Here is a 20,312-nt window from a genome sequence, read left to right on the forward strand (position 1 = left end):
GGTAATTGCCTACTGTGCATTCGTTTCACCTCTAACCTATATCCCACATGAGTATGCTCGATTTACGTACCGCTTCCTTCAACGACATTATCTTTGAGGGCCGCAACAAGCTGTATGGCGCCTACGTGCTCCGGCAGTTGTATGAACGCCATTTGGTAAGAGCATTAGCAATTGCTGTAGCACTTACACTGCTTCTGGTAACCTCTCCCTTTATTAAAGCATTTTTATTCCCACAGTTAATAGAAGTTCCAGATCCGACAGTATGTGTATTACCAGTACCAGAAGTTATATTGATAAACCCACCATTAACAGAGCCCCCTAAACCAGTTGGAGGCCAAGTATCACCGCCACCAGCACCTGTTATGCGCCCACCTGCTCAAACAGTACCGGCTGTAAAGGCTGATGATCTGGTTAAGAAGGATGACAAGCCGATGGCACCTACCATTACGGCAATTGAGCCCAGTGTCATTGAAAACCCCGGTGCAACTGGTCCTTCCACTGGAACAGGTGAAAGAGCTGGCCTGATAGGAGGTACTGGGAAAGATTCCAATGCATCCAAAACAGCAGGTCCACCGGCACCATTTATCACGGCTGAAGTAATGCCTGAGTTTATGGGTGGCCAGGAAGCTCTGCAACGCTACATGCAGAAGAACCTACGGTATCCTCCACAGGCATTGCGCAATAATGTTGAGGGCCGTGTGTATATCTCCTTCACTGTGCAGGCCGATGGCTCTATTGCCGATGTGCAAGTATTGAAAGGCTTGGGCTTCGGTACCGACGAGGAAGCCGCCCGTGTAGTAAAGAACATGCCTGTTTGGAAACCTGGTATGCAGAACAAGCATTCGGTGGCAGTACGCTACACTATGCCTATCACTTTCCGCTACGATTAAAGAAAATATAGCCTTGAAGTAAACTACTAGCTTATAACATTTTAAATAAAAATTATCAGTCAAAAAGGCTGAAAATTGCCTGATTCTTCTTGAATCGAGCAGTTTTCAGCCTTTCTTGTAGCAATAACCAAGCTTTGGTTACGTTTAGGCGAACCTGACACCGGGAATATTGTGTTATAAGCAGTAAATATTTACCCGCTTGTTGTCACCAGATTTTATGATTAACCGTCCTACCACTGAAGAGCGTTTGTCGGCGCGAAGCAACTCTTCCCGGGGCTTCATGCGCTACTTCCTGCTGATCATGACCCTCACGTATATTGGGCTGGGCATATTCTTATGGTTTGCTCCGCCCATTATCTTCAACCTCTCCGTTCCGAACCGCCGAATACTGGGCGGTATATTCGTATTTTACGGAATTATTAGATTTGTCCGTACTTACCAGCAGCATTTCCGAAACGTTGACTCTCAACATGACTAAAATTTCTGTCAACCTACGTTCGTTTTCCTTCGGCTTAGCTGTAGCTGGTGCCCTTCTGACCGCCTGCAATCGTAACCCGGATGCCGCAGGCCCCGATGATGATACTTCTACCACTGGCCGCATCAATATCAGCGTCGATGAGACGTTTGCGCCCATTCTGAAGTCGCATATCGATACGTTTCAGCAATTGTACACCTATGCGCACGTGACGGCTGCTTATAAGCCCGAAAACGATGTCGCTCAGGATATACTTACTGATAAAGTGCGGGCCGTAGTATTGGCTCGGCCACTCAACGCAAACGAGAAAAGCGTGTTGGAAAAGCAGATGCTTATCCCGCGTACCACTCATATAGCCACCGATGGCTTGGCCATTATTCTGCACCCGTCCAATCCCGACTCGTTGCTGACTATGGCGCAGTTGAGCGATATTTTTTCGGGTAAGAAAGCCGACTGGAAGGAAGTAAGTGGCAAAGGCAAGGCTGGCCAGGTTGACGTGGTTTTCGATGCTAACCGCTCTAGCACCACCCGCTATGTTCAGGACTCTATCACCCGCGGCGCGGCGCTATCGAAACGAGTGTTTGCTGCAAAATCGAACCCAGCGCTGCTAGATTACGTTGCAACTCATCCGAACGCCATTGGAATAGTTGGCGCCAACTGGATTAGTGACCGAGATGATGCAGCGGTACAACGCTTTTTAAAGCGTGTACGGGTAGCCAGCATCAGCTCTGAAGCAAATCCGAAGTCAGTGGATGACTACTACCAGCCATTCCAGGCATATCTGGCCCTGAAAAAGTATCCGTTGCGGCGGGAAGTGTACATTATCAGCCGCGAGGGGCGGGCCGGTCTTGGCACCGGTTTTGCATCCTTTGTAGCAGGAACAAAAGGCCAGCTGATTGTCTTGAAATCGGGACTGATGCCGGCTACCGGACAAACCAGAATCGTGAATACCTCGAAGAAGTAAGTCCGACCGAGTACTTTTTACACACCTCTTTTCACCAAACCAATTACCCATGAACTTCAAGCCCTGGAATATCTCGTTCCTCGTTGCCTTGTCAGTTTCCGGCTCTGCCGCTTACGCTCAGAATCCTCAGAAGGCTATTGAACTTGAGCGTTACAGCGAAGCCCGGGCTGCGCTTTTGCGCCAAGGTCAATCTGCCGAATCTTCATTCGAATTGGGCCGCCTCTATCAGAAGCGGGATATGCCCGACTCGGCAGCCTATTATTTCAGCCGCGTTCCTGTTGACCCCAAAAATCCGATGAGCTTGGTGGCCGCTGGCCGTGCTGCACTGGCCAAAGGCGACCAAGCGGGTGCTCAAACTCAGTTTGATGCTGCCGTGAAAGCCAGCAAAGGCAAAGACGCGAAAGTGTACACGATGATTGCCCAAGCCTACGGCGAGTCGGATGTTAAAGCCGATAATGCCAAAGCCTTGAGCTACGTAACTGCGGGGGAAAAACTTGCTAAAGGCAAAGACGACCCAGCACTGATGATTGCCCGTGGCGACATCTATGGTCAGTCGGACCAGGGTGGTGGCGAGGCCATGAACAGCTACGAGCGGGCTTTGCTGGCTGACCCGAACAGCGCGCTAGCCAACTACCGCAAAGGCGAGTTGAACGTGCGGGCTCGTAACTACAACGATGCCAAAGCTTCGTTCGAGAAAGCCATTCAACTTGACCCCAACTATGCTCCTGCTTACAACGCACTGGCCGAAACGTATTTCTACGCCGGTAAGTACGATGACGCGTTGGCTACCTTCCAGAAATACCAGGGTGTAGCCGAAAAGTCGCCGGGTACGGATGCTAAGTATGCTTCGTTCCTGTTCCTGACCAAGAAGTATCCGGAAGCTCAGGTGGAAGTGGAGAAAGTGTTGGCCCGTGACCCCAACAACATCACCATGAACCGCCTGCTGGCTTACACGCTGTTCGAGAACGGTAAGAATGCTGAGGCCGTAACAGCTATGGAGAAATACATGAAGCTCCAGCCGGCTGACAAGCTCATCACCGAAGACTACGTGTACTACGGTAAGATGCTCTCGAAAGCTGGTCGGGCACAGGAAGGCGAAACTGCACTCAAAACTGCTATTGCCAAAGACCCGAAAAAAGCGGCTGAATTGCAGAACGAGTTGGCACAAGGATACATGCTGTCTAAGAACTACCCGGCTGCCATTTCCGCCTACAAGGCAAAGATGAAATCCGATGCTACTCCTGAACTAACCGACCAGATTCGTTTGGCTGTAGCTTACGGCGGCAACAAGCAGTATGACAAGGCGGATAGCCTATACAACGCGGTACTAACTGCTCGCCCAACCTATGTTCCTGGCTATTTGATGCGGGCTAAGGCCAACTACTTCATGGATCCGGATTCCAAGCAAGGCTTGGCCAAACCGCACTATGAGAAGTACATTGAAATGGCAAAAGCCGATCCGGCGAAATACAAGGACGGGCTGGTAGAAGCCAACGAGTACTTGGGCTATTACTACTACGCCAAAGGCGACAAGGCGGCGGCAGCTCCTTATTACGAGCAAGTACTAGCCTTAGACCCCGAGAATGCCAATGCCAAAAAGGTAATGGCTTCAATGAAAGCTCCGGTTAAGGCAACTTCGAAAACAGCGCCGAAAAAATAAGCTTTCTTTGTTCTTCATGAAAAAAGCCCCCGTTGCAGTTGCAACGGGGGCTTTTTTCATGAAGACTCAACGCCATGCCAATCAACTAGCATATTGCTCCCAATGAGCCAGCACTGAGGCAAAATCGGAGGGCAGTTCCACCTCAAACTGCATCTGCTCTGCGGTTACCGGGTGCGTAAACCCGAGTGATTTAGCGTGCAATGCCTGCCGAGGCATCAGCTCAAATGCCGTATCCACGAAGGCCTTGTAGGCACCCGTGCGCTGGCCGTAGAGCACCTTGTTGCCGCCGTAGGTGGCATCAGAAAACAGTGGGTGACCGATGTGCTTCATATGTACCCGAATTTGGTGCGTACGACCCGTTTCGAGGTTACATTGTACTAATGCCACGTGCCCGAACGTACGTAGCACCTTGTAGTGCGTAACAGCCGATTTTCCGTCTTCGCCATCAAGTGGGTACACGGCCTGTACCTTGCGGTCCTTCACGCTCCGTCCAATATTGCTGCGGATGGTGCCTTGTGCTTCCTTCGGGATGCCCCACACCAGAGCCAGATACGTCCGCTCAATGGTGTGGTGAAAGAACTGCTGCGACAAATGAGTCATGGCGTACTCCGTTTTGCCAATGACCAACAAGCCTGAGGTATCCTTATCGATGCGGTGCACAAGACCGGGGCGTATTTCACCGTTACGCCCTGTAGGCAGGTTGTTTAGGTGATGAGTCAGGCCGTTTACCAGCGTACCATGCCAGTTGCCAAAGGCTGGATGCACTACCATACCCGCCGGCTTATTCACCATAAGCAAGGCCTCGTCTTCGTAGCGAATATCGAGGTCCATGGGCTCAGGCAGCACCCGGAAATCAATGGGCGGCTCGGGCAGCGTAATGGTTATCAGGTCGCCGGGCTTGATGCGGTAATTTGACTTGGTAGGCCGCTCGTTTACCTGTACCGCTTCGGCCAGAATAGCGTTCTGAATCTTGGTGCGCGAGCTGTGTGGCAATTGGCGCATCAGGTATTTGTCGAGCCGCAACAAATCCTGCTTTCGGCTAACAACAATACGGTGATGCTCGTACAACTCGTCGCCTACCTCCGACTCTTCTTCGTCGGGTAGTGACAACGGCACTGGCAACAGCTCCTCATTGGATAAGTCAGGGTCAGTCATATGCAATGGCAATGTTGGGCTAGTTACTAAACAAGAAAGCCGAGACACGAAGTCCCGGCTTGTCTAGCTCAAGTAACAGGCTGCAAGCCTTACTTCTTGGTTTTGGTTTTCGTTTTGGTGGCAGGCGTGGTTGAAGATGCCGGCACAACTGGAGTGGTAGCTTTAGGAGCAACAGGCGCTGGAGCGGCACCTGGGGTTACGCCCATTTTCTTCAAAATCAAGTCCGAAATGTCACCTTCTTTGGGGCCGTGCAACAACACCGGGCTGGCACCATCCGAGTTCAGTACGTAGGTGTACCCATTCTCTACCGATACGGCATCAATCGTCTTCTGGAGCTTATCCAATGCTGGTTTCAGCAGAGTTTGCTGTTTCTGCTGCAAGTTCTGGTCGGCAGTGCGCTGAAACTCCTGGATGGACTGCTGCATAGTCGTCAGCTCCTTTTCCTTGTCAGCTTTCACTACGTCGGTCATAGTAGAAGCGCCCTTCTGATAGGCATCGAGTTTAGTCTGATATTCAGCGTACTTGCTTTTCAGCTGGTTTTCTAGCTGGGTGCTATATGCTTTCAGATCCGTTTCAATCTGACGGCTTTCCGGCATTTGGCTCAGCACGTATTCAACGCTGGTGTAGCCAATTTTCAATGGACCACTAGCAGCCGGTGTGGCAGCTGCAGCGGTAGTAGGAGCCTGCGCTAGCGCAACTGAGGCCGACGAAAAGGTAAGGGCGGCCGCAGCCAATGCAACGCGGAACATGTTCATGATGGTCATTAAAAGGGAAACGTCTGAGAGGTTTTATATTGCAAAGTTAGTTTTTTCGGCTTGCCGGACGTGCCGAAGGCCGAGAGGTAGGTGCCGCGCCTGCTTTCTCCTCGTCAGCTGGTATGGCATCACCGGCTGGAGTTTTAGGCGTAGTTACGGTTTTCACGCTGCCTTTCTGAGCGGTCTGGTTACGGTCTTCAGAAGCTAAACCCAATTCTTCCAATACAAATTCCGTGTAGTCGTGCACTGGATTAGTGTAGAGCATGGTCAGGTCACCGGACTTGTCGAACACAATGGCCAACTGCTTTTTCTTGGCTACTTTTTCAATGGCCTCGAACACCTGATCCTGCACCGGCTTGGTCAATTCCTGACGCTTTTTGAACAGTTGACCTTCGTAACCAAAAATCTTGTTTTGATATGCTTTTGTGTCCTGCTCTTTCTTCAAGATTTCGTCCTGCCGCTTCTTTTTCATCGGCTCCGTCAGCAGCACCTCTTCGGCTTGGTAGGTGCGGTATAGTTTATCGAGGTCCTTCTTCTGGGTTTCGATTTCCTTCTGCCAAGTCTGCGACAAATTGTTCAGCTCGGTTTGGGCCTGGGCATACGCGGGCATTTTGCCCATGATGTACTCAGAGTCTACGTAACCAAACTTTTGAGCTACCGCCGATTGGGCAGTGCACACCAGCACCGACAGGGCAGCCAGGATGGAAAGTATTTTTTTCATAGCAACAGGTGGGTGATGAAAACCGGTTTGCCCCGCCATGCTTAGCGGATCTGCTGACCGATGATGAAGTGGAACTGATTACGGTCTTGTGCCGACGACGCGTTGGTGCTGTTACGCGGAACCGTGTCGAAGGCCCGGCCGAAATCAAAGCCTAGCAAACCAAATGCCGACATGAAAATCCGGGCGCCTACCCCTGCCGAACGGTACAGTTTGTAGGGATTGTAATTGGTGTAGCTGTTGAACGCATTGCCGGCCTCCGCGAAGCTCAGAACATAAACCGTAGCCGCTGGGTTCAGCGACACCGGATAACGCATTTCCATTACATACTTGTTGTACACTACCCCACCATTTTGAAATTGCTGGGCTGTTGGTATAGCGTTGGCATCGTTGGGGTCAGCATAGCCCCGCAGGCCAATAAATTCGGTACCCACTGCGAAGTTCTGGCTACCCCCAGCGGCCAAACCTGAACCACCCAGCTTAAACCGCTCAAACGGCCCGATTTGTCGGCTGCTATTGTACGTGCCTATGAAGCCAAAGTGCGCCCGCGTGTTCAGTACCAGCTTGCCCACAATAGGCGTGAACCAAGAGGCATCGAACATCCACTTGTGGAACTCCACCCATTCGTTACTGTTGGGGTGGGCGCCCTTGATAGCTGAATAAGGTGGTGTCAGACTCACACTCAACGCCAACGAAGAGCCTCGCCGCGTATAGGTCGGGTTATCGATGCTGTTTCGGGCCAGCGTGGTGTTCAGCGTGATGTTGGTCGCCTTACCATTCTGGAAATTCTCGAATAGCTGATAATCCTTGGTTTCGTACTGCGTAACACCCAGCGAGTTGCTCAGCGTGAAATAGTCATCGGGCCAGCGCAACCGACGGCCTAAGCTGATAGACGCCGTGTTGCTTTTGATGAATGCGCCGTTCTGAATGTCGAAGGTACTGCCATAGGTCAGGCGGTTGATGCTCCGGTTCAAGCTGAACGAGAAAGAGTTGGGCTTACGGCCACCCAACCACGGCTCCGTAAACGAGAAGGAGTATGCTTGATACTGCAACCCGTTGGCCTGCACGTTGAGCGCAATCCGCTGACCGTCGCCGGCTGGTACGGGCGTCCAGTTACGGAAATCCTTGGCCTTACGCAACGAGAAATTGTTGAACACCAAGCCTACCGTACCAATGAAGCCCGCGTAACCGCCCCAGCCACCTGAAAGCGTAATCTGGTCGGAGGGCTTCTCTACCACGGTGTAGTTGATGTCCACCGTACCATCGGCTTGGTTAGGAACCGGCACCATACCCACTTTTTCAGGGTCGAAGTAACCCAACGTGGAGATTTCACGCTGTGAACGGATAAGCAGCTCCCGGTTGAATTTATCACCAGGCAGCGTACGCAGTTCCCGGCGTATCACATGGTCGGTGGTTTTGGTGTTGCCGGCTATGTTTATCTCCTTGATGCGAGCCTGCACTCCTTCCGTGATGCGCATCTCAATATCAATCGAGTCGCCTTCCACCTTGGTTTCCACCGGGTCGATGGAGAAGAACAAGTACCCATCGTTCATGTAGAGCGAGGTAATATCTTGTCCGGTAGGGTTATAGTTTAGGCGCTTATCCAGCGTTTCCTTGCTGTATACGCTGCCTTCCTTTATGCCTAGTACGGAGGCCAGCGTTTTATCGTCATACAGATAATTACCGGCCCAGGTGATGTTGCGGAAGTAATACTTCGGGCCTTCATCCACCCGGATTTTCAGCTTCAAGGCATCACCAACACGCTCTAGCGTATCGGATACAACTATTGCGTCGCGGTAGCCTTCCGAGTTATAGAAATCAATGAGCTTTGCCTTATCGTCCTCGAACTCAGAGCGCTGAAATTTGCCGGAATTGAGAAGCTTAGGAAACTTCTTCTCCTTGGTTTTCTTGAACTTACCCTTCAGTTTGCTATCCTTGAAGGCTTCGTTGCCTTCAAAAGCAATTTCACGGATTTTGCTCTTGCCTCCTTTGTCTACCTTGATTTTCAGCACCACGCTGTTCGACAGGCTGGAGTCAGGCACCTGTACAATGTTCACCTTGGTATCAAGGAAACCTTTGTTGGTATAGAACTTCCGTACCTGCGTTTTGGTGTTGCTCAGTAGAGCGTCCGTCACTACTTTTCCACGGATCAGCTTGATCTTATTTTTCAAGTCATCAGCTTGCCCCTTGCTGATGCCCTCGAAATCGAACGATGAAAGCCGTGGGCGCTCCTTTAAGTTGAAGTCCAGGAAAATCCGGTTGCCATCAATACGAGTGATGGCAACGCTTACATCACCCAGAATACCTTGGTCCCAGAGCTTCCGGATGGCTTTGCCGATTTCTTCACCAGGTATTGAAATTGGGTCGCCTACACGCAACCCGGTCAAGCCAATAAGAGTATTGGTATCGAGGTAACGGGCACCACTAACGGTAATTCCCCCCAACTCGTAGCGCTTCGTTTCGTCGCCGGTGGCGGGCGCGGTTTGCGCCCGCACAACTAGGGGCGTTACCGAACTCAATGTAAGTACCACGGCCACGCGGCCCAACGTCTGCAAAAATAGATTCATTCTGTTGTCGAAACCTTACGAAACGGTTAGCTGCTCACTTGTCTTCCCAAAACGCCGTTCCCGGCGTTGGTATGCCCGCACGGCCTCCTCAAAATGAGCCCGTCTAAAATCGGGCCACAGCAAATCGGTGATATATAATTCAGTGTAAGCCAGTTGCCAAAGCAAAAAGTTGCTGATGCGCTGTTCCCCACTTGTCCGAATCAAGAGTTCAGGATCAGGCATACCGGCCGTAGCCAAGTAGCTTCCGATAGTAGACTCCTGCACGTCTTCGGCGCGTAGCTTACCAGTGGCTACATCGGCTGCCAAGCGGCGAGTGGCCTGGGTGAGGTCCCAGCGGCCACTGTAACTTAGTGCCAATACCAACGTCATGCGGGAACCTGCTTTGGTGAGTTCCTTGGCTTCAGCTAATTCGCGCTGACAGGAATTAGGCAAACTATCAGTTTGGCCGATGGCTTCTAAACGAATTCCGTTCTTTAATAGTGTGGGCGTCTCTTTGCGGATAGTGTGCACCAACAACTGCATAAGGGCCGTCACCTCGTGGGCTGGTCTCGACCAGTTTTCGGTGGAGAAGGCATAAAGTGTGAGATAACGCACTCCCATTTCGGCAGCGGTTTCCACGGTATCACGCACGGCGGTGATGGCGCTCTGGTGGCCGAAGATGCGGAGGCCACCCTTCTGCTTGGCCCAACGGCCGTTGCCATCCATTATCACGGCCACGTGAGAAGGAATATTTTGCGGGTCAATTTCGGACCGGAGGGTCATGGATGCTTTTTGCGTAAAGAGGCTGCAAGTTACGCAAATGGTTGCATTCCAATTCGTCTAAGCTGTCGGCTATTGCAACAACCTAGGATTACTCTTGTATTGAGGCGGGCAGTTGATTTTATAAAATGTGTAAGAGATACTGACCCCATTGAAGAAGTACCAATCCTGGTCGTGCGGATTTCCTACCACATCCGTTTGCCCTTGGGTTTTGCCGTCAATGTGGTCGATTTGGTCGCTGAACACTTTACGCGCCCCTGCTTCTAGCCCCAGGTTCCAGCGGTTTGATAAAGCGTACTTGAAACCAAATCCTGCCGGAACTGCTAAGCCTAGTAACGTTCCTTTTTGGTTTAGAGCAGGCAAAGCGGCGTTATCGGTTGCAGTAGTTGTGCTGGACAGAAAGCCTGCTACCCCCACGAATACGTAAGGTGTAAAATGGATTTTAGCCTTCCGGTAATGGTAGTCGAAGAAGTTATACTCCATCACCGCTGACACCTCGTACAGGCTGCCTTTCATGTTAGCCTGCCTATATGATGGCAGTGGCGCAACGGCACCATTTACTCCCTTAACGTTGCCATCATCAGCTCGGAGTAACCCCGCAGTGAAGGCTCCTCGCAAAGTAACTGGTGCCGAAATATCCCGGCGGTAAAAGGCAGTAACAGCTGGCCGGTTGTTTTTGAACTGGTAGCTTGGCGACAGTTCGCCTTTATAAACTAAACCACCTAGTCCCAAACCTACTTCACTAGTATACTGAGCACTAGCCGATTGGGCAAAAAAAACACTCCCTGCCTGCACGGAGCAAACAAGGAGTGTTTTGAAGAGATTCGCTTTGGTCATCAGACTGATTGTGAGTGAACACCAACCAGTCGAAACTGGCTAGCGGAATTTGGGGCTCTTAACGCGAGGCGCTAAGATATAGTTAAGTGTGAAACCGGCCTGTACGTACCAGTCGTCGTCTTTGCTTTCGCCACGCTTGTAGCCAGCTTGGTTTGTTTCTTCCCAAGTACCGGGCACCCCAGCGGTGCCACCGCCCGTAATGTCCCAACCGAAATACTGAGCGGCACCAGAAGTAAGAGAAGCTCTGCTAGCTACATAGTTGGTGCTTACGTCGTCAAGGTAGTCATTAAACGTTTTACGGAAACCAATCTCAAAGCCTAAATCGAAACTCTTATTGAGCTTATAACGGGCACCAACACCGAATGGTATGGCGATACCTGCTTTGTTGTATGATTTCCCCTCTGTTTTCAAGGGCTGAAGTGCAACAAAGCTTCCTTTGCTTAGGCCCACAGAATTATCATCCGTAACCTCACCCTTTGGATTGCCAGCGTAGCCTGCTACACCACCAAACACATAAGGAACAAAATCAGGACGCTTAATATAGTTGTTCCGGTTAGGAATCAAGTCTACAATACCCACAAACGACAATTCAGCAATATCATTGCGGAAGTTCATGTTGCGGTTATAGCGGTATTTAGCGTCTGCATCATTCTGATCAGCTGCTTTATTGTCGCTGCCTGTGATACGGCCGTAGCTTAAACCCGCGCGGCCGGAAATGATAGGCGTAAAGCGGTGCGTAATAGTTACACCGAGGTTGGGGCGAGTGGCACCAAAGCGCAAGCTAGGAATACTGGGCTTAGGAGTGATGTCACCGAAATAGTTCATAGCCGTTAGCGTTACGCCAACTGAATTGTACTGCTTCCGCTTGGTGAATTGCTGAGCATTCGCCGCAGGGGCCAACAACCCTAGGGCCAATAGCGGCGTGAGAGCGTAGGTGAAAAATTGCTTCATAATGAGCAGGATTTGAGAAATAGCGAAAGGAGTTGACTTTACAGAACGAACACAGTAACAGTCAGCAACAAAAGTAGAGGATGTCGGGAACTAAAAAAACAAATAGCAGAAAAAGTATATCTGCTATACTGGAATTCCAGCCGGATTACGCCGATCCAATCCCCAATTGAGCTTACTGCGCAAGGTACTCAGGAAATTTACGTGATTGAATTTTACTAAGCGAACAGCGAAACTCTCTCGACGAACGGCAATCTGTACTCCAGCATCGACAGGCACAGAACGTGAGTCAAGCGACAATAGAAACTGGTTGCTTCTTCCCTCTATCTCAAAGGAAATTACGCTTTGATCAGAGACAATGATGGGGCGAACGTTGAGATTGTGGGGACATACGGGCGCAATGATAAAATTGTTTGTCTGCGGCAGCATTACTGGCCCACCACAGCTAAGGGAGTAGCCAGTAGAGCCAGTTGGAGTTGCCACCACAAGCCCGTCGGCCCAATAGGAATTGAGGTACTCGCCATCAATGTAGGTGTGCACTACAATCATGGAAGAGGTGTCGCGCTTCAGAATACTGAATTCGTTGAGGCCGAAATTGATGCCGTCGAAAACTTCCGGGTCAGTTTCCACCCTGATCAAGCTCCGTTCTTCCAGCACGAAGTGGCCTTTGAACAAGGCATCCATGGCTTGTGCAATTCGGTCGGGGGTGACGGTGGCCAGGAAGCCCAGACGCCCGGTATGAATACCGAGAATGGGAATTTCGAGGGCCCCTACGTACGTAACGGTGTCGAGCAGCGTACCGTCGCCGCCGATGCTGAGCACGAACTGCACCCCGCGCAAGGAGTCGCCCCGCTTAAAGGTGCTGATGCCTTCCGGTAACGTGAGGCGCTGCACCAAGTATTCGTGGAACGAAGTGGCAATCAGAATAGTGGTTTTGCGAATAGCTAAGTCATCTAACAGAGCCTGCACGAAAGGAAGACTGGCGTCGTCGAAGGGTTTTCCTAAAATGGCAATTTTCATAACAGAACGTTAACCTGCCAAGCAGCAGGCAGCAAGTCAGATGGGAAATTCGGAGCGCAGGAAAAATCCGCCTTGGCCCCGCAAATTGCGCGTGTATTCCAGCGTAAATACCCGGTCGTAGTAGGTAACCAAGTGTAAACCAACACCAACGGAGGCTAACAGACGTTCGGGCAAACGATTACCAGCCACAACCGAAGGGGTGCTTACGTAACCGGCGTCGGTAAAGGTATTCAAGTACAGCACCAGCGGGATACTGTTGATTTTGGGATTGTTGATTTCCTGAAGCTGTAACCGGCCTGCATCAAAGAGACGATATGAAACACCCTGCTGCACCAAAGCATAGTGGCGTCCGTCAACGACGTAGGGGTCGTAGCCGCGTACCAGGGCATCGTAGCCTAGGGCCCGGTTATCGGCGTAGGCTAGGCGCCGGCTGAAATGCAATTGCCCCTGCATTGCGGCACTATAGTAGAAGTTGCCACCGAGCGGGACGTAATGTGCATAGCGGGCCTTTAGCAGAACCTGCGGGGGGGCGCCGGTGGTCAGGAAACGCCGGTATACCACCTGAGCCTGAGCGAAGCGGCCTGTCAGTGGATAGGCGAAGGTGTTGCGTTGGTTTAGAACGCCAAACAAACTAAAATCCAGGTATTCGCGGGTATTGCGCCCCAGGTAGTAATCGGGGTTGAGCAAATTAACGGAATCAGAAATCAACTCCCGATGGTAGCTCACGTCAAAGGCGGTAAGCAGGCGCACCGTCCGGCGCCAGCGCAGCCCCGCCGTGAGGTAGCGCCGCTCAATTGGGAAGCCATTTTGCGGCCGGAAAGTAGCTAAACGGTCCGCTACGGTAGCATAATCGAGGGCGCGGGCTTTGTAGTAGGAAACCCCGAAACCTACGCCCACCCGACGACGCCGCCCGTAACCAGGCGCTTCGTAGAACAGCTCGTATTTGCGGTTGAAACCTAGTTGCAGGTTGCCACGCAGTTCTTCGTTGCGGCCCCGAAAGTTTTTGCGCGTCAGATGCAAGCCGTAGTCCACTCGCCGCCACTTGTCGGACCGGTCGGCCCAGGCACGAAAGTTCCGGTCGGCAATGGAGAGGATGGGCACTGGAAAGGTGTACCACCGCTCCTGCACGCTAAACAGAACGGTTAGGTCGCCGTTGCGGCACACCACCTCCGCCAATACCTGGTGGAAAAGCTGCAAATTGAAGATCCGGCGGCGGTTTGCCTCTATACGGCGGGCTAGCTTAACGGTACTGAGCGTGTCGCCTTCCCGGAAATCCAGTTCAGCCCGTAATATCTGCTCTTTCGTCTTGTCGTTCCCAACGAAAAGCACTGTTGCAACGCGTAAGCTGCTATAGCCCGGACAGGCCAGCAAAGCTTGCGCTACCGAATCAGGAGGGGCACTGCCTGAGAGTGAGGCGGCCTGAACCGCACTGGCAGCGCAGCAGAGCGTTAGCCAGACTAAGAAAACCCGTATGCGCACCCTGGCTCGGCTTACAAGCTTAGATAACGCAGCAAGGCATCGTAGCGCTCCTGCTCGTTTTCGCCTAGCTCCCCTACCCCGTTAAACTGCGCCGTAATGACGTAACCAAACCGCTCGAGCGTGGCCACAATACGGGTGAGCGTGGGCGTATTCACCTTTAGCGTCAGCCGGATACGATACGGGTCGTGCTCATCCTGCGCCACGTGGGCACTCAGAATTTTGGCGTTGTTTTCTTCTATGTAGCGGCTGATGGCCGACAGCGAGTAGTCGCGCTCTTCCATCGACATAACGATAACCGCCCCCTGCCCAATAGCAATGGGCGGCTGCCCGAATGCGGCTAGCGTGTCACTTACCGTCACAACGCCCACGTATTCATGCTGCGCGTCGAGCACGGGTACCAGTTGAATTTTATTCTGGATGGCAACTTCCATAATGCTGTAGAAATGCTGGCTGTTCAGCACATGCGCCTCCGTGAAGCCCAACGGCAGGTCGCTTAGCAGCTGATTGCTGTTCTGAGCTTCCTCGAAATCCAGCAAGTCAGCATCCGTAACCAGGCCTTTGTAGGCGCGGTTGTCGAGTACGGGCAGCTGGCTCACATGGAATTCTTCCAGCCATTTGGCCGCTTTCCCCACGGTATCCGACACCTTCAGGGGCGGAATCATTTGGTTGAGCAAGTCTTCAGCAAGCATTGAGTGCATCGGCGGGAACGGAGAAAGTAGAGAAGATGACGACTGAGCCGCCTATTCAGACCAAAATAGCAAGGAAACCAGACCCACCGATACGGTATGCCATTAGTAGATACGAAGCGAGCAGAAAATTCGAAACGTAAGAAGTCGGAGACTAGGGAAAAAGTTTTCAGGTAGCCGAAGCCCAGCAACAAGCAACTAAGAGAGCCTCGTTTGGCAGACAAGGTTGCTTGCGTTGAAAGTACCGAATTGCCGGGCAACGCAACTGCCCTTTCCTGAATTTAGTAGGCCGTTACTGCCAATGGCTCCGTACGGCGCAAAAACTGCCGGAGCAGCACGTTGAACTCATGCGGGCGTTCCATCATGGGAGCATGGCAGCAATGGTCGAGGAAGCGCAACTCGGAGTTCTTAATCAGGTTGTTGAACTCGTGGGCTACTACCGGCGGGGTAATAGTGTCGTTGAGGCCCCATACCAGCAACGTGGGCACATGAATCCGCCCGAGTTCCTTGCCGAGGTTGTGGCGTTGCGCCGAGCGGGCAATGGCTATAATGCGCAAGCACTTGGCATTGGAATTCGTGACGTTGAACACCTCGTCAACCAGCTCTTTGGTAGCCACGGCAGGGTCGTAGAAGGTGTACGCCACTTTTTCCTGCACGTAGGAGTAGTTGCCGCGCTTCGGAAACGAGCCACCCATGCTATCCTCGAACAAGCCGCTGCTGCCCGTAAGCACCAGCCGGCTTACGCGGGTGGGGTTGCGCAGCGTGTACTCCAGGCCCACATGCCCGCCCAACGAGTTGCCAAGTACCGTGCAGGGCTCGGTCAGGTTGATGGCGGCCACAAATCCTTCCACGTATTTCACCAGCCCCGGCACGCCAGCCTGCGTGAGCGGCATGTCGTAGATGGGCAGTAACGGAATGATAACGCGGTAATCGGTGCGGAAGTGGCTAACTACGTCTTCCCAATTGCTGAGGGCACCAAACAGGCCGTGCAGCAGCAACAGCGCCGGGCCGCTGCCTTCGTCAACGTATTGAAAATCTCCTTTTTCTTGAATATGCAATTCCATCTTCTTGCGTAGTAAGATGTACGTAGTGAGTAGCGGGCCTTACTACTGCTGTTAGCTAACTGGTTATCGGAAAAACCGGCTTTTTCTGACTTGTGTTAGAGCAGTGGGCCTTTATTTTTTGATGAGCCCGCCTTCTACAAGTATACAATGCCGAACCCAATTGCGCAGCATAGCCAGCCCGTGGGTGGTGAGTAGCGCCTCAGGGTGGAACTGAACGCCCCACAACGGCAGCGTAGTATGGCGCAGGGCCATGATTTCGCGGGCATCGTCGGTGGTGTGGGCTATGGCGCGGAGCGTTGCAGGCAAGTTGCTTACCACCAACGAGTGGTACCGCGTGATGGTCAGTTGCGGCGGCAGCTCTTGGAATAATGGCTCGGCAGGTGTCACGCTCATTTCCGAAACCTTGCCGTGCATGGGGCGGGCGGCACGGGTAACGGTAGCGCCAAAAAATTCGCCTAAGGCCTGGTGCCCCAGGCACACCCCCAGGATGGGCACCCGCTGATGCCAAGCGGCTATAACCGCCAGCAGATTACCAGCCGCCGCCGGCGTGCCAGGCCCCGGCGACAACACCAAAGCATCAAACTCCAGGGTTTCAAGTAAGGCCACTGGCACATCATTGCGCACGACTTCTACCTCGCACCCTAACTGCCGGAAATAGTCCAGCAGATTATAGGTAAAGGAGTCGAAGTTGTCGAGCAGGAGTAGACGCATGGAAGAGTAACCGAGTAAGGGAGTAGCTGAGTAAGGGAATAACGTCACTCCCTTACTTAGCTGCTCCAATTACTCTTTAAAAAACGTTCCGCAGCTTGGCCAGCAAGGTGCTAGCAAAGGGCATTACAAACCCGACGACACTTAGCGCTAAGGGGGTGGCCTCCCGCACGAAGGGCAACACCTGGGAACTGGCTAGCAGCGTAGGCGAAATCAGGTGCAGCCCCGATAAGCTGATGCCATGCAGTAATAAGCTGAGGCCGAGCACCCATTTGAGCACGCCGGCCGCCGCGCCACCCAGGTTGTCGAGCACACCGAGGGGGGTGAGGTGAACGGCTTTTTTCACGAAGCCGCCCAGCAGGTGTACGCCCCAGGCAATGGCCACAAACACCAGCAGGAACGCCACCAGCGGCAGCAGCCCAAAGGCCTCGCCCACGTAGTGCCGCACCAACGGAATAGCATCACTAAGCAGCGCCAGCCCACCCACTACGCCCAGCACAAACGCCAGCAACGAGGCCGCTTCCAGCACCAGCCCCCGCCGGAAACCTTTCACGGCTCCAATACCCAACGGAATCAGCAACAGAATATCGAAGGCGGACACAGGAAGGAGCTGGAAACTAGAAGCCAAGAGGCAGAAGTTGAAAGCAAAGCTAGTCAGGCCGTACCCATTCTTGCTTCTAACTTCTAACTTCTGGCTCCTAGATTCTTAATTAAACATTGGTGTTGTTGAGCAGATTGCTGACCACTTGCGAAATCAGGCGGCCATCGGCTTTGCCGGCTAGCTCGCGGGCGGCTACACCCATTACTTTGCCTAAGTCGGAAGGGCCGGTGGCACCTACGCGCTGGATGATGCCGACCAAGTGTGCTACCAAATCGGCTTCGTCGAGCTGCTTGGGCAGATATTCTTCGATAATGGCCAGCTCGGCCAGCTCCACTTCTTCGAGGTCGGAGCGGAACTGCTTGTTGTAGGTTTCGGCCGCTTCGCGGCGCTGCTTGGCTTGCTTGGTCAGCAGCTTCACCTCGGCATCTTCGGTGAGAGCCGCACCGTGCTGACCTTCAGCCGTTTCAGCCAGCAGAATCTGCGACTTGATGCTGCGCAGCGTGGTCAGGCGGGTTTTGTCTTTGGCCAGCATGGCCTTTTTGATGTCGGCGTCGATGGTTTCTTTCAGGGCCATAAGTCGGGGAGGAAATGAAGCTGCAAGATTACGGGTTTTTGTACAAGCCAACCGGATTGTGGCAAACCAGCACGGTTGGCTGCGCTGGCCTCAGTGAAACCCGGAAGGGAGGCAGGCAGTTTGAACCGTATCTTTGGCTATCTGCCCGCCCATACTTTTCGGTTCGCCGTATTTCATTGAAACATGACTAAGCTTAGCGTAAACATAAATAAAATAGCCACCCTGCGGAACGCCCGGGGCCACAACCGCCCCGACTTGCTGCAAGTAGCGCGCGACTGTGAGCGGTTTGGCGCCCAGGGCATTACGGTGCATCCCCGGCCCGATGAGCGCCACATCCGCTACCAGGATGTGCGCGACCTGAAACCCCTGGTCACAACGGAGCTAAATATCGAAGGTAACCCCACGCCCGATTTCCTGAACCTGGTGCGCGAGATGCGGCCCGAGCAAGTAACGCTGGTGCCCGACGCCCCGGACGCCATTACCTCCAATGCCGGCTGGGATACCGTGGAGCACCAGCTGTATCTGATGGGGGTGGTACAGGAGCTGAAGTCGTTGGGTTGCCGGGTTAGTATTTTCCTCGACCCTGATTTGGAGATGGTGAAGGCCGCCGTAGGCACCGGCACCGACCGGATTGAGTTCTACACCGAAGCCTATGCCCGCCAGTATCCGCACGACCGAGAGGCGGCCGTTTTACCTTACCGCACCGCCGCTATTCTGGCCCAGCAGCTCGGCCTTGGCATCAACGCCGGCCATGACCTCGACCTGGAGAACCTAGCGTATCTGCACCAAAACCTACCGGGCTTGGCCGAAGTCAGCATTGGGCATGCGTTGGTGTGCGACGCGCTGTATCTGGGCCTGGAAAACACCATTCAGCTTTATCGCCGGCAGCTGCAATAAAATTGGTGAAATTGTGAGGAGTGAAATTGTGAATCACCGTTCTACTTCTCAAGATTCCAACTATCACAACTTCACCCCTCACAATTTCACAAACCACTAAATGCCGCGCCTCTCCCTCCCTGAGTTTCTGCAAGGCCCCGAAAACGCGCCTATTCTGGATGTGCGCGCGCCCATTGAGTACGCGCAGGGCCACATTCCGGGAGCGTTGAGCTTGCCGCTGTTTACGGATGAGGAGCGGGCGCGCATCGGTACCACCTACAAGCAAGTCAGCCAGGATAAAGCCGTGCTGCTAGGGCTGGATTTGTTTGGGCCGAAGATGAGCGAGATGGTGCGCGCAGCCGGCAAGCTGGCCCCTGGCAAGGAAGTGCGCCTGCACTGCTGGCGCGGCGGTATGCGCAGCGGCACGGTGCAGTGGCTGCTGGAACTGGCCGGTTTCAAAGTGCACTTGCTCAACAAAGGCTACAAAGACTACCGGCACTGGGCGCTGGCGCAGTTTGCCGAGCCCCGGCCGCTGCTGGTACTGGGGGGCCTTACGGGTTCCGGCAAAACCGATGTGCTGCACGAGCTGGCTCGGCGCCAGGAGCCGCTGCTGGACCTGGAAGGACTAGCGCACCATAAGGGGTCGGCCTTCGGCAGCATCGGGTTGCCGCCTCAGCCTACCCAGGAGCAGTTCGAGAACAACTTGGCGGCAGCGCTGGGGCAGTTGCCGGTGCGTAACCCCGTGTGGGTGGAAGATGAGAGTCGTACCATTGGCGGCATTCATATTCCCACGCCGCTGTTCGAGCAGATGAGTACGGCGCCGCTGGTAGTGCTGGAAATACCGCGGGAAGTGCGGGTGCGCAAGCTGGCCGCCGAATACGGCCGCGAAGACGCCGGCGCGCTGGCCACGTCCATCCTGCGGATTCGGAAGCGGCTGGGCGGCCTGGCTACCAAGGAGGCCCTAGCCGCTATTGCCGAAGACGACATGGAGAAGATGGTGAGCCTCGTGCTCGACTACTACGACAAAACCTACAGCCACGGCCTCGAAGGGCGCCATGCCCTCCGGGTGCCCTCCGACACCTGCGACGCCGCCGTGAATGCCAATTTGGTACTGCGCGCCGCTCGTCAGGCCAACCTGTTTTCCAAATCATCCTCTTCCACTGCCACTCATGGTGCCTAAGCTGCGCGTAGCCCGCCCCACCGACCAGCTGGCGGCAGTGCTACGCTTCTACCGCGACGGCCTGGGCCTGGTGGAACTCGCGTCGTTTGTAGCACATAACGGCTTCGATGGTGTAATGCTCGGCCACCCCAACGCGCCGTATCACCTGGAGTTTACGCACCAACCCGGCCACGAAGTAGGCCGCGCGCCGACTGCCGATAACCTGCTGGTTTTTTACCTTCCGGATGCAGCTGAATGGCAGGCGGCAGTACAACGGCTGCGGGCCGCGGGCTTTGCGCCGGTTGCGTCGTACAATCCGTATTGGGACCAATTGGGCGTTACGTTCGAAGACCCCGACGGCTACCGGGTGGTGTTGCAACAAACCGCCTGGGAACTGTAGCCAGCCTAATTTTCGCA

Annotated in this window: 20 protein-coding genes; 6 read left to right on the top strand and 14 right to left on the bottom strand. The window is 53.5% G+C overall.

Annotated elements, in window-relative coordinates:
* The first annotated feature begins 53 nt into the window (after positions 1–53).
* From J0X19_RS18220 to J0X19_RS18230, 3 genes are all read left to right on the top strand, one after another.
* Complete coding sequence (locus J0X19_RS18220) at positions 54–890, top strand: energy transducer TonB (RefSeq protein ID WP_206985846.1); 837 nt, start codon at positions 54–56, stop codon at positions 888–890.
* Between the two features lie 470 nt (positions 891–1,360).
* The gene (locus tag J0X19_RS18225; protein ID WP_206985847.1) at positions 1,361–2,329 is read left to right on the top strand and encodes a PstS family phosphate ABC transporter substrate-binding protein; all 969 of its coding nucleotides are present in this window, start codon (positions 1,361–1,363) and stop codon (positions 2,327–2,329) included.
* Between the two features lie 238 nt (positions 2,330–2,567).
* On the top strand, positions 2,568–3,989 hold the full coding sequence (locus J0X19_RS18230; protein WP_206985848.1) for a tetratricopeptide repeat protein: 1,422 nt from the start codon (positions 2,568–2,570) through the stop codon (positions 3,987–3,989).
* An 81-nt stretch (positions 3,990–4,070) separates the two neighbouring features.
* Here J0X19_RS18230 and J0X19_RS18235 read toward each other — a convergent pair whose 3' ends face one another.
* From J0X19_RS18235 to J0X19_RS18300, 14 genes are all read right to left on the bottom strand, one after another.
* Positions 4,071–5,144 (bottom strand): RluA family pseudouridine synthase, encoded by a 1,074-nt coding sequence (locus J0X19_RS18235; protein ID WP_206985849.1) that lies wholly within the window; start codon positions 5,142–5,144, stop codon positions 4,071–4,073.
* An 89-nt stretch (positions 5,145–5,233) separates the two neighbouring features.
* Positions 5,234–5,899 carry an OmpH family outer membrane protein gene (locus J0X19_RS18240; RefSeq protein ID WP_242582931.1) on the bottom strand — a complete coding sequence of 222 codons (666 nt, stop codon included), beginning with the start codon at positions 5,897–5,899 and terminating at the stop codon, positions 5,234–5,236.
* A gap of 46 nt (positions 5,900–5,945) precedes the next feature.
* Positions 5,946–6,620 carry an OmpH family outer membrane protein gene (locus tag J0X19_RS18245; protein ID WP_206985851.1) on the bottom strand — a complete coding sequence of 225 codons (675 nt, stop codon included), beginning with the start codon at positions 6,618–6,620 and terminating at the stop codon, positions 5,946–5,948.
* 41 nt (positions 6,621–6,661) lie between these two features.
* Positions 6,662–9,184 (bottom strand): outer membrane protein assembly factor BamA, encoded by a 2,523-nt coding sequence (gene bamA / locus J0X19_RS18250; protein WP_206985852.1) that lies wholly within the window; start codon positions 9,182–9,184, stop codon positions 6,662–6,664.
* Positions 9,185–9,199: 15 nt separating this feature from the next.
* On the bottom strand, positions 9,200–9,946 hold the full coding sequence (locus tag J0X19_RS18255; RefSeq protein WP_206985853.1) for an isoprenyl transferase: 747 nt from the start codon (positions 9,944–9,946) through the stop codon (positions 9,200–9,202).
* Positions 9,947–10,015: 69 nt separating this feature from the next.
* Positions 10,016–10,780 carry a type IX secretion system protein PorG gene (gene porG / locus J0X19_RS18260; protein ID WP_206985854.1) on the bottom strand — a complete coding sequence of 255 codons (765 nt, stop codon included), beginning with the start codon at positions 10,778–10,780 and terminating at the stop codon, positions 10,016–10,018.
* Between the two features lie 39 nt (positions 10,781–10,819).
* Positions 10,820–11,731 carry a DUF6089 family protein gene (locus J0X19_RS18265; protein ID WP_206985855.1) on the bottom strand — a complete coding sequence of 304 codons (912 nt, stop codon included), beginning with the start codon at positions 11,729–11,731 and terminating at the stop codon, positions 10,820–10,822.
* Between the two features lie 123 nt (positions 11,732–11,854).
* Positions 11,855–12,748, bottom strand: a complete 894-nt coding sequence (locus J0X19_RS18270) for an NAD kinase (RefSeq protein WP_206985856.1) — start codon at positions 12,746–12,748, stop codon at positions 11,855–11,857.
* Positions 12,749–12,784: 36 nt separating this feature from the next.
* Complete coding sequence (locus tag J0X19_RS18275) at positions 12,785–14,077, bottom strand: POTRA domain-containing protein (protein WP_206985857.1); 1,293 nt, start codon at positions 14,075–14,077, stop codon at positions 12,785–12,787.
* Positions 14,078–14,238: 161 nt separating this feature from the next.
* Positions 14,239–14,916 (bottom strand): CBS domain-containing protein, encoded by a 678-nt coding sequence (locus J0X19_RS18280; RefSeq protein WP_242582937.1) that lies wholly within the window; start codon positions 14,914–14,916, stop codon positions 14,239–14,241.
* A gap of 278 nt (positions 14,917–15,194) precedes the next feature.
* Positions 15,195–15,977 (bottom strand): alpha/beta fold hydrolase, encoded by a 783-nt coding sequence (locus tag J0X19_RS18285; protein WP_206985859.1) that lies wholly within the window; start codon positions 15,975–15,977, stop codon positions 15,195–15,197.
* Positions 15,978–16,088: 111 nt separating this feature from the next.
* Positions 16,089–16,688: an anthranilate synthase component II gene (locus J0X19_RS18290; protein ID WP_206985860.1), complete on the bottom strand. Its 600-nt coding sequence runs from the start codon at positions 16,686–16,688 to the stop codon at positions 16,089–16,091.
* 76 nt (positions 16,689–16,764) lie between these two features.
* Positions 16,765–17,286 carry a CvpA family protein gene (locus tag J0X19_RS18295; RefSeq protein ID WP_206985861.1) on the bottom strand — a complete coding sequence of 174 codons (522 nt, stop codon included), beginning with the start codon at positions 17,284–17,286 and terminating at the stop codon, positions 16,765–16,767.
* A gap of 109 nt (positions 17,287–17,395) precedes the next feature.
* Positions 17,396–17,860 carry a GatB/YqeY domain-containing protein gene (locus J0X19_RS18300; protein ID WP_206985862.1) on the bottom strand — a complete coding sequence of 155 codons (465 nt, stop codon included), beginning with the start codon at positions 17,858–17,860 and terminating at the stop codon, positions 17,396–17,398.
* 183 nt (positions 17,861–18,043) lie between these two features.
* On the opposite strand from J0X19_RS18300, the gene J0X19_RS18305 reads away from it, so the two are divergent.
* The 3 genes from J0X19_RS18305 to J0X19_RS18315 all read left to right on the top strand — a co-directional run bounded on the left by J0X19_RS18305 (position 18,044) and on the right by J0X19_RS18315 (position 20,295).
* Positions 18,044–18,757, top strand: a complete 714-nt coding sequence (locus tag J0X19_RS18305; protein ID WP_206985863.1) for a pyridoxine 5'-phosphate synthase — start codon at positions 18,044–18,046, stop codon at positions 18,755–18,757.
* A 100-nt stretch (positions 18,758–18,857) separates the two neighbouring features.
* Positions 18,858–19,916, top strand: coding sequence for a tRNA 2-selenouridine(34) synthase MnmH (mnmH, locus tag J0X19_RS18310; RefSeq protein ID WP_206985864.1), 1,059 nt, complete (start codon positions 18,858–18,860; stop codon positions 19,914–19,916).
* Positions 19,906–20,295: a VOC family protein gene (locus tag J0X19_RS18315; protein ID WP_206985865.1), complete on the top strand. Its 390-nt coding sequence runs from the start codon at positions 19,906–19,908 to the stop codon at positions 20,293–20,295. Before mnmH ends, J0X19_RS18315 begins: the two co-directional genes overlap by 11 nt.
* Positions 20,296–20,312 lie beyond the last annotated feature (17 nt).

This window comes from Hymenobacter telluris (assembly GCF_017313265.1).
Classification (GTDB): domain Bacteria; phylum Bacteroidota; class Bacteroidia; order Cytophagales; family Hymenobacteraceae; genus Hymenobacter; species Hymenobacter telluris.